This window comes from Janthinobacterium sp. ROICE36, assembly GCF_002869965.1.
Taxonomy (GTDB): Bacteria; Pseudomonadota; Gammaproteobacteria; order Burkholderiales; family Burkholderiaceae_D; genus Janthinobacterium.
The window spans coordinates 1-14,471 of record NZ_PEBS01000101.1 but is presented as its reverse complement, the minus strand read 5'-3'; the positions used below and the strand labels follow the sequence as shown (position 1 = coordinate 14,471).

Here is a 14,471-nt window from a genome sequence, read left to right as displayed (position 1 = left end):
TGTGGGTTGTGCGGGTCTACGCCCTCAAGCAGTTTGTCGAGTGTGGCTTTGTCGATGGTCATACGTATCCTTTCCAGGGATAAATTTTATCGTATGACTTCTTTCACACAAAATTTCTGACAGGCTCAGGGCTTCACATTCTCTCATCATGCTCACGCACTATTGCCACATGGAAATAATGCATATAAGCTGGCGAAATAGGCAACACAATCACCTCAACCAACATATCTAAAGCCATGTCCAGCCCCCCCAACAATGCAGACCCTATTCGCTCATCAAAAACCGACCTATTAGTTAAGGTCGCGGTTCCCATTGTCACCTGTATCATCGCAGCTATAACGCTCCATTACACTGTATTGCGCGACGCTGACCAGTCCCGCGACAAGAAAACAGAATTGCAACAAAAGGAAGCTGACCTCTTCAATAAGCGAAGCGACCTGCAGCGCACCAAGGACGCAAGCAAGGCTGACTTTCTACAGAAGAATATGGTGCTGCTGACCTCATCCCAGCCTAGCGCGATGCGACAGGCTGAAGCCCTCATCGATACGACATTTACCGCACCAGAGGAAGCTCTCGATGTCAAAACCAAGGCCCGCCATATTCATGAAAGTGCGAACGAGCCGACATCCCACGTCGCTAACGGCACCGGCCAGTTTAAAGCACTCGGCTTTCAGTATTCTAGCGGCGGCTATTTCGCCGAAGCAGCACTTAGTTTCAGCAATGCCATCACGCTGGCGCCTGACGACATCCAGGCTTGGAACGCACTCGCTTATGCGCAATTGCGCCTGGATGAAATAGACGAAGCATTCAAGAGCATCAGTCGCGCCATTGAGCTCAAACCCACCGAGGGAAATCTGGGCCGCGTGGTCGTGATTAACGCCACGAAGATTCTGTGTGCACAAGGCAAAGAGGACAGTGCACGTACCTATCTAAACGTTGCAATCGGCATGAATCAGCAACTGCTTTCAGCAGCTAAGGGCGATGGAGAATTGTTGCGTATATGCGGATTCCATTTCAAGTAATTTCCCTCAGAGGTCGGTATCCGCGCCAAATCCATGAACTCGACGCAAGGATTTGGCGCGAGCGCCTTGCTATTTTTCAAATGGACGCAGACCTTTTGGAGCTTACGCGGCTTCCATGGCAGCAGGATTTCACCGAGCCGTTATCGCGACCTGCAGAGCCCCTCCGACAGGCCAAACGTAAGCGATGGGGAGTCTTGCCGTTTATGACAGAAAGCTGCTGGACCAACGTGAGCGGAAGCTGTGGGTCGCATCGGAACAAGACCTAACGCCATTTTGACATTGGCTTCTCAAAAAAACATTGCAAAAACTCTCGTTAATTGCAGGCCATTTTCGACATTGCAGTCAGCCGCTGATTTTCATGGCAATCATAGTTGACTACATTGGTTAACGGCCACCTTATTACTGCTCATTTCGGGTGGTGGGTACCTAAAAAATCGAGGATCAGCAATGAAACTTCATACCGCGCGCACTTTGAATGACGGCACTACGTTAGCGCTACTGCAACACTCCCCCGGCTTGCAGAAAATGGGGCTGAGGTTGGTCAGGCTGCGACCCGGCACGGATGCTATGGCTATCAAGAGAGTCGATCAGCGTGGAGGAGGAATTGAGGTACTGAGCGAATGGACTGCGCCATGGAACCCTCGTCCAGGTCCAAAGGCTAAATGGACGCTGATCCTTGCGGAAGGCAAGGCCAAGCTCGATGCCATCGCAACGAATTTATCTCCGCCAGCATGCTGAGGACGCAACGAGAATAGTCGATGATCGCCAGCCGCTGACTCTGGACACTTTGCCTCGTTTTACGGTACACCGGAACCGCCTTCGGCGGTTCCGGTGTACCGTCCTCGCTTCGCTGCAGGCCGTACGGCGCGGCCTTCGGCGGCAGCACTCAAACTTCACCTCCGAGACGTTTGTGCAAACGCATCAACTCACTGGACGAATCTTGGTCAGAAATCGAACACCTAAGAAACACTAATTAATGCCTTTTCAAAATAGATTTGTACAACAGACGTCTCGTCAGAGCCGAAGTACCTAGACTGTATGACGTGACAGTAAGCGTTGCTTCCACTTGACGGGATAGCATTACAAATGCTACCGTTTTGCATTACATACAAATAACAAATGCATTACACCATGACTTCGTCAAAATCCGTGCCCGTATCGTTTCGAATGACTCCCGAAACCAAGGAATTACTTGCCCTGTGTGCGCAGCACGAGCACCGAAGCATGGCATCCATGGTGGAGTACATGGTGCATACCTACGCCGCCGTGCAAGGCATCACTTTGCCAGTAGCCAAGATGGCCAAGAATACAATCAAGAAACCCTAAATGTCCAAATTAGCAGACCTCATCTGGAAGAACGCCGAACTGCTGCGCGGTGCCTTCAAAGAAAACGAATACCGCAAGGCCATCCTCCCCTTCACCATTCTCCGACGCCTCGATTGCGTGTTGCAACCGACCCGCGAAGCGGTGTTGGCCAAATATGATGGCATCAAGGAAAAAGGGCAGGACTACCAAGAACGGGTGTTAACCCCCGTCAGTGGCTATCCGTTCTTCAACACGTCAAAATTCACGCTGCCCAACATCGCGGAAAACCCCGACGAGGTGCGCGACAATCTGGAGGCCATGATTAACGGCTTTTCCCAGAATGTGCGCGACATCTTTGAAAAATTCGGCTTCACCGCCACCTTGGACAAGCTGGCCGAAAAGAACCGCCTGTACCTTGTGGCGCAGCGCTTTGCAGAAACCGACCTTGCCCCCCAGAAGGTTACGAACCACGACATGGGGCAGGCGTTTGAAGAACTGCTGCGCAAGTTTAACGACGTGTCCCCGGCGGGTGAACAGTACACCCCGCGCGACGTGATTGAACTCATGGTGACGCTGCTGTTCAACGGCGACGATGACATCCTGTCGGTACCCGGCGTGGTGCGCACCATGTACGACCCCACGGCAGGCACCGGGGGCATCCTGAGCGTGGCGGAAGAACACCTGAGCAAGTTCAATGACCACGCCACCCTGAAATTGTTTGGGCAGGAACTGGAAGACGAGACCTACGCCATCTGCAAGGCGGACATGCTGATTCGCGGGCAAGACCCCGCCAACATCGAAAACGGTGACACGCTAGAAATTGACAAGCATTTCGGCAAAACTTTCGATTACCAAGCTGCCAATCCGCCATATGGCGTGGAGTGGAAGCCAGCCGAAGATGCAGTAAAAAAAGAGTATACCAAGGGCGCGGCGGGGCGCTTTGGGCCTGGGTTGCCTGCTATCCGTGATGGACAAATGCTGTTTTCCCTGCATCTGCTGTCCAAGATGCAACCCGTAGTTGCGGGCAAGGGCGGTGGGCGAATCGGCGTAGTTCACAACGGCTCCCCGCTCTTCACTGGCGATGCAGGCAGTGGCGAAAGCGAAATCCGCCGCCACATCTTGGAGCATGACTACCTAGATTGCATCGTGGCGCTGCCAACGGACATGTTCTACAACACCAACATCACCACCTACTTGTGGTTTATGACGAACCGCAAGCCCGCCAAACGCAAGGGCAAGGTACTCCTGATTGACGCCAGCGCTATGAGCACGCTGATGAAGAAAAACCTAGGCAAGAAGCGCCGTGAGTTCACGCCCGATTGCATGGAACGCATCGCCAAGGCGTATGCCGATTTTCAGTCCATGGAGTGGAAAGAAAACCCAAAGGGCAAGGGTGGGCGCGTGCTAAAAGCCAAAGTGTTTGATCGCGAGCACTTTTTCTATCGCAAGCTAACAATCGAGCGCCCCTTGCGCATGCGCTTCCAGGCCACCGAGCACGGTTTGAAAATTCTTGGCTACGACACCGCCTTTGGCAAGCTCCCGCAGGAGCAAAAAGACCTGCTGAGCCAAGCCATCCAAGACATGGATGTGCAGGCTTCGTACATGGATGCGGACTCGTTCCGTGAGACATTGCACGCCTCTGCCACCACGGTGGCAAACGCCCATGGTCTGACCGGCAAGGCCGCAAAACTCGGTGCCAAGTCGGTGGAGCTGGCACGCAAGTACCTTGGCACCAAGGACAAGAACGCCGAGCCTACCACCAATGAAAAGGGCGACATCCTGACCGATTCGGAATTGCGGGATGCCGAGTACGTGCCGTTCAACGACGATATCGAGGCGTACTTTGAACACGAAGTGCGCCCGCACTGGCCGGATGCGTGGATCAACCACGACGTGAAGGATGCCAAGGACGAAAAGACCGGCGTGGTGGGCACAGAAATCAACTTCAACCGCGAGTTTTATGTATACACCCCCCCGCGCAGCCGAGAGGCTATTGCGGCGGACATCGAAGCCAAGGAACTAAAATTCATGGAGTTGCTGCGTGACATCAAGGGCGAGGTTCGCCCATGATGCCATATGCGAGCTACAAGCCATCGGGAGTGCCCTGGCTGGGGGATGTTCCCAGCCACTGGCAGGTTGAAAAAGTGAAATTTCAAACGCGCCTGCGCGGTGAAAAAGCCGTGGGCACCAATGGTGTGCGATATGTCGGCATGGAACATGTCTTGTCCAAGGTGGGCAAGTTCAACCCGATAGTTGAAGGTACCCAAGAGGAAGCGGAAAGCACTGTGAATGTGTTCTTAAAGGGTGATGTGCTCTTTGGGAAGCTGCGACCCTATTTAGCGAAATGCGTGGTTGCGGATGCGGATGGCGTTTGTTCTAGTGAGTTCCTAGTGTTAGCTCCGTCCGACGACGTAGTACCTGCCTACTTGAACTCAACGATGCTGATGCAAGAGTTCACCGATGCGGTGGATGCTTCCACCTTTGGCGCAAAGATGCCGCGTGCCGATTGGGGGTTCATTGGTCAACAGCGTTTGCCGCATCCCCCACCAGACGAACAGTTAGCCATTGCCGACTATCTCGATATCGAAACCACCCGTATCGACACCCTGATTCATGAAAAGGATGAACTGATAGGGTTGTTGCGGGAAGCGCGTTCCAGCCGCATTAGCGAACTGATTTCGGGCGATAGTCTGCCTGGTAAACCTACGGGCAACCCCTGGGCCCCCCATCTTCCCGACGGTTGGAAATTCAAGCGACTCAAACACCTTGCTCAGGTGCGTTCCGGTTTGGCGAAAGGAAAAGACTCTGGTGACAACGTAACTGTGGAATTGCCTTATCTTCGGGTAGCCAATGTGCAAGAGGGGCGTTTGGATTTGCGGGAAATATCGACCATGCCGGTCGAAGTCGATGCGGTGAAGCGGTTTTCCTTGGTGGAAGGCGACGTGCTCATGAATGAGGGCGGCGACTATGACAAGGTAGGGCGCGGGGCGGTGTGGACGGGCGAAATTTCCCCTTGCCTACACCAAAACCATGTCTTTGCCGTGCGCCCCGTGGAGCGCGATTTGTCGGAATGGCTGTCTGCCATCATGCAAACGCAGTACGCCAAGTTCTATTTCATGAACAACGCCAAGCAGAGTACCAATCTTGCTTCTATCAGTCAGACGACTGTGAAAGAGCTGCCCATCTTGCTGCCGCCCAAGGCGCAGCGCGATGCATTGCTGGGAACGCTGGGGGCAGAGTTGGCGGCATTTGACAACCTCATCGCCCACACCAACGACGAAATCATCCTGCTGAAAGAACTCCGCGCCGCGACCATCGCGGATGCGGTGCTGGGGCGCATCGACGTGCGCACCGCCCACACCATCCCATTAGCATGCCGGGAAACTCAATGAGGGCAAGGCCGCGTACCATCCAAATCTACCTGCCCAATGGCGACCCGCGCGGTATCCGAGTGGCGGAATTGACTACAAGCATCATCCGCGTGGTAGAGGTGCCCCGCTCCATGTTGCCGGAGTTCAAGCAAATGCCTGAGGCCGAACAGGTAGCCCTGTATTTCCTGTTTGGCAATGGTGAGGCGCAAGATTCCATGGTCTACATTGGTCAGTCGGGATGTGTCAGCAAACGGCTCGACACGCATAACAACAACAAGGACTTCTGGAACAAGGCGCTGGTGGTCGTGTCGATGACCAACAACCTGACGCAGACACATGTGCAGTACCTGGAATGGTCAAGCATCAGGGCGGCTATGGAGGTTGGGCGTTACGCGGTTGAAAATGGGAACGCAGGCACAAAGCCCCACACGCCCGCACCGCTGCAGGCAGATTGCGAAGATATCCAGGACACAGCAAGGATGCTCTTGGCGACGCTTGGCTTTCCGGTCTTTGAACCGATTGCAGCCCAACCAAGTAATGGCACCCCGGTTGAGCTTTTTTTCTGCACGGGCGGCGGCATCGACGGCGTGGGCGAGTACACCGCTGAGGGCTTTGTCGTACTCAAAGGGTCCAAGGGGCGCCTGGCTACTGTCGCTTCGTATGGGGTGGCCAACGAGACCATGCGGGCAAAACTCATCTCATCGGGAGTGATGCAGGAGGAAGGCGGTTTCTTGGTATTCACCAAAGACCACGCATTCAGTTCACCCAGCAGTGCTTCCATGGCTTTGCTGGGGCGTACGTCGAATGGCTGGCTTGACTGGAAATCTGCTGATGGCAAGACGCTTGATGATGTGAAGCGAAAAACAACTTAAACAGGGAGCACCATGGCGGCCATCCACACCGAAGAGCAGTTTGAAGACGAGATTTGCGAAGTCCTGAAAGCCCAAGGGTGGCTGGTTGATGGGCCATTGCCGTTCCAGAAGGGCTTTGCGTATGACAAGGGCTACGACCGCCGCACGGCGCTGTACCCCGAGGATGCGATTGCATGGGTGAAGGATACCCAGCCCGACGCCTGGGAGAAGTTCGCCAAGAACCACACCAAAAACCCGGAAGCGGTGTTCATCCAACGGCTGGCGGAAGAGCTAGACAAGGATCGCCCGACCATCAAGAAGGAGACCCCGCAGCTATGGGGTTCCTTGTACGTGCTACGCAAAGGCTTCAAGGACATCAACGCCACGTTCAAGATGGCGCAGTTTGCCCCTGGCAACCAGCAGAACGCCGCCACCTGGGAGCAGCACAAGAAGAACCGCCTGCGCGTGGTGCGGCAATTGCATTACTCGCTGCACAACCAGTTGTGCATTGATTTTGTGCTGTTCCTCAATGGCCTGCCCCTGGCAACCGTCGAGCTGAAAACCGACACCACTCAGAACATTGAAGACGCGGTACGTCAATACAAGTACGACCGCAACCCCATCGACGTGTCAAACAAGCAACCCGAGCCCTTGCTGTCGTTTGGCAAACGAGCATTGGTCCACTTCGCCGTCAGCACGGACGAGGTACGCATGGCGACGAAACTAGCGGGCGCGGCTACGCGCTTTTTGCCGTTCAACCGTGGCAACCCCGATGGCATGGGCGGCGCTGGCGCAGGCAACCCGCCCGACGACAAATTGGGTTACTCCACCGGCTACCTATGGCACGAGGTGTTCCACCCTGATGCATGGCTAGGGGTGGTGGGTAAATTCCTGTCCGTGGAAGTATCCGAGTCCAAGGATGCCAGGGGCAAGAAGGTGTTCAACACTTCGCTCTTATTCCCGCGCTACCATCAGTGGGACGCAGTGAACAAACTGCTGAATGCTACGCTGGCCGAAGGCGTGGGACAAACCTATCTGGTGCAGCATTCGGCGGGTTCGGGCAAGTCCAACACCATCGGATGGCTGGCGCACAGGCTGGCATCGCTGCATGACAGCAAAGACCAGAAGGTGTACAGCAGCGTGATTGTGATTACGGACCGCAGGGTACTGGATTCGCAGTTGCAAGACACCATCTACCAGTTCGACCACCAGCAAGGTGTGGTCGAAAAAATTGACGAGAACAGCGCTCAATTGGCGGGAGCCTTGGACAAGGGAAAGCTCATCATTATCACCACCTTGCAGAAGTTCCCATGGGTGTTGGACAAGGTGGGCGGCTTAGGCGACAAGCGCTTTGCACTCATCTTGGACGAAGCCCATTCCAGCCAGGCTGGCAAGAGCGCGGTGAAATTGCGCGAGGTGCTGACCACCAAGGGAATGGAAGCTTCGCCTTTGGGTTTGGAACTGGTACCGTCCACGGCCTATGACGACGCAGTAGCTGCAGCGCAGGAAGATGCAGAGCTGACGGATGAAGACGTGTTGAACCAAATGATGGCATCACGCCAGCGCCCGCAAAATGTGTCGTACTACGCCTTCACGGCAACGCCCAAGCCCAAAACCATGGAACTTTTTGGGCGCACGGTTGCGGATGGCACACCCGAGCCCTTCCATGTGTATTCGATGCGCCAAGCTATTGAAGAGAAGTTCATCTTGGACGTTTTACGGGGCTACACTACCTATGGTTTTGCCTTCAAGTTGGAGCAAGCGGGTGACGATAAGTCCGTGAAGTCGGGCAAGGCCAAGGCCAAACTGTTCCGCTACGCACAATTACACCCCACCAGCATCGCGCAAAAGGTTACGGTCATCGTGGAGCATTTCCGCGAACACGTCATGCACCAGTTGGGCGGGCAAGCCAAAGCCATGGTAGTGTCGGACAGCCGCGTGGCGGCGGTGCGCTACAAGAAGGCATTCGACGACTACATCAAGAAGATGAAGTACACCGATTGCAAGGCGTTGGTGGCGTACTCGGGCGACGTTACGGACGAAGAATCCAAGGTATTGAAGGTTAAGGAAGGCGACCTCAACGACCACAGGGAACACGACGACGGCATCAAGGAAGCGTTCAAAACGGACACCTATCAGGTGTTGATCGTCGCATCGAAATTTCAGACGGGCTTCGACCAGCCCAAGCTGTGTGCCATGTATGTGGACAAGCGCCTGGACAACGTGTTGGCGGTGCAAACCCTATCCCGCCTGAACCGGATGTATCCGGGCAAGGAAACTACTTTTGTGCTGGATTTTCGCAACGCGGCGGAAGACATCTTGAAAGCCTTCCTGCCGTTCTACCGCACGGCGAAGATGTCGGCAGTTACTGACCCTAACTTGGTTCACACCCTGCGCCAGAAGCTGGACGATGCGGGCATCTACCTGTGGGAAGAAGTGCTGGCCTTTGCCAAGGGATTCTTTGACCCCAAGGGCAAGCAAGCCACGATTCAGGCGCCATTGAAAAAGGCGCATGAACGGTTCAAGGTGCAAGCCAAGGAGGTGCAAGAGTTGTTCCGAGGGGATGTGGCCTCTTATGTCAGCGCCTACGACTTCCTGTCGCAAATGCGTTCATACGACGATGCCGACCTGGAACGTCTGCATGCGTTTTGCCGCATGTTGCTGCCGCGCTTGCAGGGCAAGGCGGGCGGTGATGAAGCGCTGGATGAATCCGTTCGTTTGGCGGGCTACAAGGTGGTCAACGAGCAAAAACACAAGCTCGACATGGAGGCCGGCAAGGCAGAGCCGATGAAGCCAATGGGCACGGGCGGCGGGCAAGCCTGGGATGACCCGGAAGACCGCCTATCGGCCATCATCAAGAAAATGAACGAGGTGTTTTCCGGCAACCTGTCCGACGCCGATTTCAAGGGCTACGCCACCACGCTGATTGGCAAGATGGTGAACGACCCGACCTTACAGGAGCAGGCGCAGGCCAACGACACCGTGGACGCCTTTGCCAACGGCGCCTATGAAACCAAGCTTAACAACGCCGTGGTAGATGCCTTGGAAAACCATGGCTCTATGGCCGACCAAGCGTTACGACATGAGAAGGTGTTCAAAGGGCTTGCGAATCTGCTGGTGGAAGAGGTTTACCGCAGTTTACGGGAGCAACGCGGTGTAATGTAGTGTCCTATCTATATTAATTTTTTACCTCTTAGCAAATTGTTTGGACCATGTCACCGGACGTCATGCCGCCAGCACGGGTGGAACAACTGGACAGACTCACTGGAATTGATAGTTCCATGGTCTGGCCAGAGTAGAGTCAGTGCCCACGCTCTAAGATCATCCAGTTAGTTTCAGTCCGGCTCAGGCCAGTACGCGGTGGGATGAACGTTGGGTGCGGGGGGAGAGGCATCAGGCGCGCCCCCCTCCCCCCGCGAGAATGTTTTTCTATATCCTTTTCGCAAATCCCACACCGCCGTAGAATTGCGGCAACATATGCCCTCCTTCAAGTATAGAAAAAAACGAATAGTTGCAGAGTTCTTTTGCTCTATCGAATTCTGCCGATACCGCAAGCCCTTTTGACAAACAATCATAAGTGCTACTTCGCGCGCTCTTCTCCATCCCGAGTACATTTACGAAGAAAATGTGCTCGGAACGCTTTTGGACAGATGCCACCCACAATCTAAACACGATGCCACTCAGCCAGCGAAGGCTCGCACCCGAAGGGGCGCGCAGGCCACACGGCCGGAGCGACTGTTCCGCGCCCACGCGGGACAGTGCCACCGGGGGAGCCGGTGGAAGGGCAATTGACCGTCCAGGTCAAATTGAAGCGCCCCAAGCGCTGACCGTCCACCGGGGGGCGAGAGCCCCCGGCCCCGACTGCGGTCGGGTTACCTGGTTTCAAGGGCGACCGAGTTCCGAAGGAACAAGGTCGAGTCCCTCGGGACCGTCCACAGCGTAAGCTTTGGGCGCCGCAGAAAGCGGGTAACCCGAGCGTAGCGCGGGGCCGCAGGACATCGGGGCACTGGCCCCGAAGTATTCGGTAGGGCGTCCAGCCCGTGAAGCCGAATACGCTGTCCCGCAAGGAGTTTTCAACTCCGCGCAGCCCAGAGGGCGAAGGCCGTGTGCTTGCAAATACGCGTCGAATCCAAAGCATGCGTTGTTTCCACCAGCGGAGCTATCCGAGGAAACAACAAAACAAAGCTCACTGAACGATCAGAAAGCAAGAATCAAGTGTACCTAAACACACACTCGCTGCCACCTTCAAATAATCCGCTATACAAGGTAACAACATGAAGGAACTCTCGAATGAAAAGCAAACAACAAATTGGGCGCGAGTATCGTGCAAAGACGCTCAAATTCTTAGCTCGCGTGGGGTACGCAACCACCCGGCAGATCGCAATGGCCGTATTGGGCTCGTGCGACATGAGCGGTCGCAAAATGGCCGGCCGTACAATTCGCAGCCTATTCGCACTTGGCTATTTGGTGAAAAAACGCGATGGAGACTCTGTTGCAGGCGAGATGATGTTGGCACTTAATCGTGCCGGGGTCGCAGCGCTCGCGGAGCTGGTCGAGATGCCGCATGGACGTGCTCATGCACGAGATTGGCTTCGTCACGCACATAAACACCGCACTGCATGCAATTCCGTTTATGCCGCTGTTACCCGAGGGCTTGACGAGGACATTGGCTGGTCAGAGTTAGAAATTCGAGCCGGTAGCGCTCCGGCTAATCTGTCGGCTTTCAGCTACAGTGACGACGATGGTATTAATCTTCAAAAGATTCCAGACCTGCTGCTACACGGCTTCGCCGGCCCGATCTGGGTTGAGGTAGAGAACGGCTGGCGAGGAGCACGAGACATGCAGAAGCTTGTCTGGTTTTTGCGGAGCATCTTTGAGCATCCAGCCCCCTTGATCGATAAAGTATGGTTTGTAGTTACCGCCACTGGCGCCAAGACTATCGGTAAGCGTCTGCACGCGGCATTAACACATGGGCCAGAGAGCGGATATCCGCGCCAAATCCGTGAACTGGACGCCAGGATTCTGAGCGAGCGCCTTGCTATTTTTCAACTGGACGCAGACCTGTTGGAGCTTACGCGACTCGCTTTGCAGCAGGACTAAGAGTATGTTGTCCGACGTCCCCCGCGACAAGATCAGTTCTTTCGCTGATCGCCGCTCAAATCTGGGATAGGACCTTCAGGTACGAAGGCCGCAGCTTGCGGCTTGCCGTTACGACCAGGCAGAACTGTGACCAGTTCTGATGCGCTAGCAGTTAGAAATGCCTTGGCTACTTTATCTTGCACGCTCAGGCGCTCCAAGCGCTCGACAACTTGCGGGAACCAAGGCTGCACCTTCTCCGCTGGGGTCTCCAGCATATCGCCAGCTGGGAAAAAGGTGTGCTTGTCCACCTGGGGACCACGGCTGCCGAACAGAAGTGTTCGTGATCGGACGATGCCTGCGCGCAAGATGGCCTCGCTCTCCAGCCCCGTGCACTCCTTGCGGTTAATAACAGCAACATAGCCAGCGATCTTGCCCGGCTCTGGAGGTAAGACGACTTTCTCGCCACCACGCTCAATCTCCTCCGGCCAGGTACGTTCAAACGGAACCACCATGCCATTATAAAAACACTTGCCGTCGCCATCGTCACGCCACCATTCACGCACGAAACGCACATCTACAGCGCCATCCAAACGAACAGGCACGGCGGTTTCACCGACTGGATACATCGTAATACTGGAAAACAAAATAGATGCCAAATAGACGACATTCAAAAAATCGAACATAACTCTTCCTCATATTAAAAATATATGAGGAAGCACCGCAAAAGCGCACACCACCTCATCCGGGATTCACATAACCCTAAGCAAAATTGAACCGCGCCAGCGCCGTTTCACACTGAGCCATAGGCGCTAGTATCCATTCGGAAAGCCGCACGCTCCCGCTTGCCTACTGCATCATCGACTTAGGTATGCCTCGGAATTGAATCGAATACTGGAGCGTCGCCTTGGTGCGGAAGGCTTCCGCCTCTGCTCCGCTCAGACGCTGCTCTTTAATCATTCTCTCAATCCCCGCCAGCACTTCCGGAGACAAGGACTCGCGGGCTGCGGCAAGCGCTTGTGCAGGGTCTGCGGCCGGATTGTTCGGTTCCTTGGCCGCTGCCTGAGGGTTAGCAGCTGCAAACTGCTTGATCGCTTCCCAAGCGGCCGATGCACTCGATTCCAGCGCCGCTTGCTCCGGAGTCTTGCCATTGGCGTCTTTGGTGAGTATTTTCATGGAACCAGCAGCCAAGAAGAGCTGAACTGCCACTTCATCGTCACGGCGAATTGCTGCGAAAAACTGTTCGGTCGAGTGATACGTCAACCCCATTCCTGCAAGGTGTTTGCGTGCTTCCACTTTACTGTTGCCCTGTGATGCCACGCCGCCCATCCCAGATACCGATGGCGAAGCAGCGGACGATGCTGCTATAGAAGGCTGCGCAGCCATCTCGCTCCGGGCCGGCATCAACTTGGCCACTGCATCCTTATCCGGTTCTTCAAGTGTAGCGCCAGGAACATCGATTTTCTCAACCAGCAACTGAGGCAGATTTTTGCGTATGGCGGTAATCTCTTCTTTCAAGCGCTTGGCATTGTAATCTTCGTCCTTGCCTCGGATAGCGCTGGTAATGCCGTTGAACAGACCGGAGGTAAGCGATTCGGTCTTCTTGACGGAAGCAAAGATCAGGTAAATCTTCACGCCACCCTGGAACGGGTACAGACACGCTTGCACGCGTTCAGCGGCAAACATGAATGGATTTTTGATCGGTGCCGGGGTCTTGGTGACTTCTGCGTAACCGTTGCGACACTGGTACTCACTGACAGGCTGCCCCTGGACCAAAAAATCCTGAAGCGCCGGCTCCAGCGGGCGAGCAGGCAACGCCGCCGGAAGACTGTGTACGTTATATGAGCCAGGAATAGCGAACTGTGACAAGGCATCCTTGACTTGCGCTGCAACATCCTGAGCACGTGCATTAGGCACCACGAGCTCAGCTTTTGAGGTTTGAACATTGAATTGGTCACGAATATCCGCAGCGACAGCACCATGCACGCCGGAGATAAGCAAGCCGGCCATCACGGTTTTCAAAACTACTTCCTTGCCCATATTTCATCCTAAATATTTAATGATTGATATCGCTCAACAAATTTCCGCTGAAGCCAGAAAAATTATGCGATCAGTGATTGTTGAAGCTGTCATGTCCCATATCCGTGGTGTGATAGACCTGATGACTGTCGGTGCCAAAAGCGTTGCCCATCACATCCACGCTGCCTATCCCAGCAATCATGGGGAGTCCGTTTGCAGGATTCAGGTCCATGAGTGGATGATTTGCAATGTCTTCGTGCCTCGCGCCAGCAGTGGCGCTTAATGCGTCGTAAGCAGCACTGACACGCTGATTGATGATGGCGCTATCCCCAAGTTCATAGAAGGTGAACAGCGGAATCCCCGCTGCCATTGCCGCGCCACCGCAACGAAAACGCGGAGACGACACAAAAATCGCCTCATTGCCAGGTACAAAATTTTTCACGCCCTCGCTGTCAAATTCAATGATGGGCGCTCCCTGCGATGTTACCCAACCTTTATATTTCGTACGCAAGAGCCGATTATGGATTTTTGCAAATATTGCCAACACAGGTGCTGCGATGGGTGATGCAAATGCCTGCAAGAGCAAAGAAAGCATACTGATCAACAGCGACAGGAATACCAGACTAACAGTGACCACAATCCACGTCACGCAAAATCCCCCGGCACCGATCGCGAGAACGACCAACGGCTCCTTCTTGGTTGTCAAGACCGGCCTGGTTATATACGCGTTTAACGAATAATTCCGGCTTTTTCTCCTGCCATTTCTTCATCGCCTGAATCGGTGTTGCGTTATCCAAGGCGCGCTGGGGAATGTTGTGGTTGTAGAT

At 54.6% G+C, this 14,471-nt stretch carries 10 protein-coding genes and 1 pseudogene; 7 read left to right on the top strand and 4 right to left on the bottom strand.

The window, feature by feature from the left end:
* Positions 1–236 precede the first annotated feature (236 nt).
* From CSZ94_RS25205 to CSZ94_RS25180, 7 genes are all read left to right on the top strand, one after another.
* Complete coding sequence (locus CSZ94_RS25205) at positions 237–1,022, top strand: hypothetical protein (RefSeq protein WP_102124033.1); 786 nt, start codon at positions 237–239, stop codon at positions 1,020–1,022.
* A 1,131-nt stretch (positions 1,023–2,153) separates the two neighbouring features.
* Complete coding sequence (locus tag CSZ94_RS27770) at positions 2,154–2,348, top strand: hypothetical protein (protein ID WP_146009897.1); 195 nt, start codon at positions 2,154–2,156, stop codon at positions 2,346–2,348.
* Positions 2,349–4,397 (top strand): type I restriction-modification system subunit M, encoded by a 2,049-nt coding sequence (locus tag CSZ94_RS25200; RefSeq protein ID WP_102124032.1) that lies wholly within the window; start codon positions 2,349–2,351, stop codon positions 4,395–4,397. It begins immediately after the preceding gene.
* Positions 4,394–5,719 (top strand): restriction endonuclease subunit S, encoded by a 1,326-nt coding sequence (locus CSZ94_RS25195; protein WP_102124031.1) that lies wholly within the window; start codon positions 4,394–4,396, stop codon positions 5,717–5,719. Before CSZ94_RS25200 ends, CSZ94_RS25195 begins: the two co-directional genes overlap by 4 nt.
* Positions 5,716–6,570: a GIY-YIG nuclease family protein gene (locus CSZ94_RS25190; protein ID WP_102124030.1), complete on the top strand. Its 855-nt coding sequence runs from the start codon at positions 5,716–5,718 to the stop codon at positions 6,568–6,570. The genes CSZ94_RS25195 and CSZ94_RS25190 overlap by 4 nt, the downstream gene beginning before the upstream one ends.
* 12 nt (positions 6,571–6,582) lie before the next feature.
* Positions 6,583–9,714: a type I restriction endonuclease subunit R gene (locus CSZ94_RS25185; RefSeq protein WP_102124029.1), complete on the top strand. Its 3,132-nt coding sequence runs from the start codon at positions 6,583–6,585 to the stop codon at positions 9,712–9,714.
* Positions 9,715–10,839: 1,125 nt separating this feature from the next.
* Positions 10,840–11,649: a hypothetical protein gene (locus tag CSZ94_RS25180; protein ID WP_102124028.1), complete on the top strand. Its 810-nt coding sequence runs from the start codon at positions 10,840–10,842 to the stop codon at positions 11,647–11,649.
* Between the two features lie 32 nt (positions 11,650–11,681).
* Here the strand turns inward: CSZ94_RS25180 and CSZ94_RS25175 are convergent, their stop codons facing one another.
* From CSZ94_RS25175 to CSZ94_RS29460, 4 genes and pseudogenes are all read right to left on the bottom strand, one after another.
* On the bottom strand, positions 11,682–12,311 hold the full coding sequence (locus CSZ94_RS25175; protein ID WP_102124027.1) for a hypothetical protein: 630 nt from the start codon (positions 12,309–12,311) through the stop codon (positions 11,682–11,684).
* A gap of 163 nt (positions 12,312–12,474) precedes the next feature.
* A complete protein-coding gene (locus CSZ94_RS25170; RefSeq protein WP_146009896.1) occupies positions 12,475–13,665 on the bottom strand; it encodes a hypothetical protein in 1,191 nt (396 codons plus the stop codon).
* A gap of 70 nt (positions 13,666–13,735) precedes the next feature.
* A complete protein-coding gene (locus tag CSZ94_RS27765; protein ID WP_146009895.1) occupies positions 13,736–14,293 on the bottom strand; it encodes a hypothetical protein in 558 nt (185 codons plus the stop codon).
* Between the two features lie 52 nt (positions 14,294–14,345).
* A pseudogene (locus CSZ94_RS29460) lies at positions 14,346–14,471 on the bottom strand (IS481 family transposase); the annotation flags it as partial.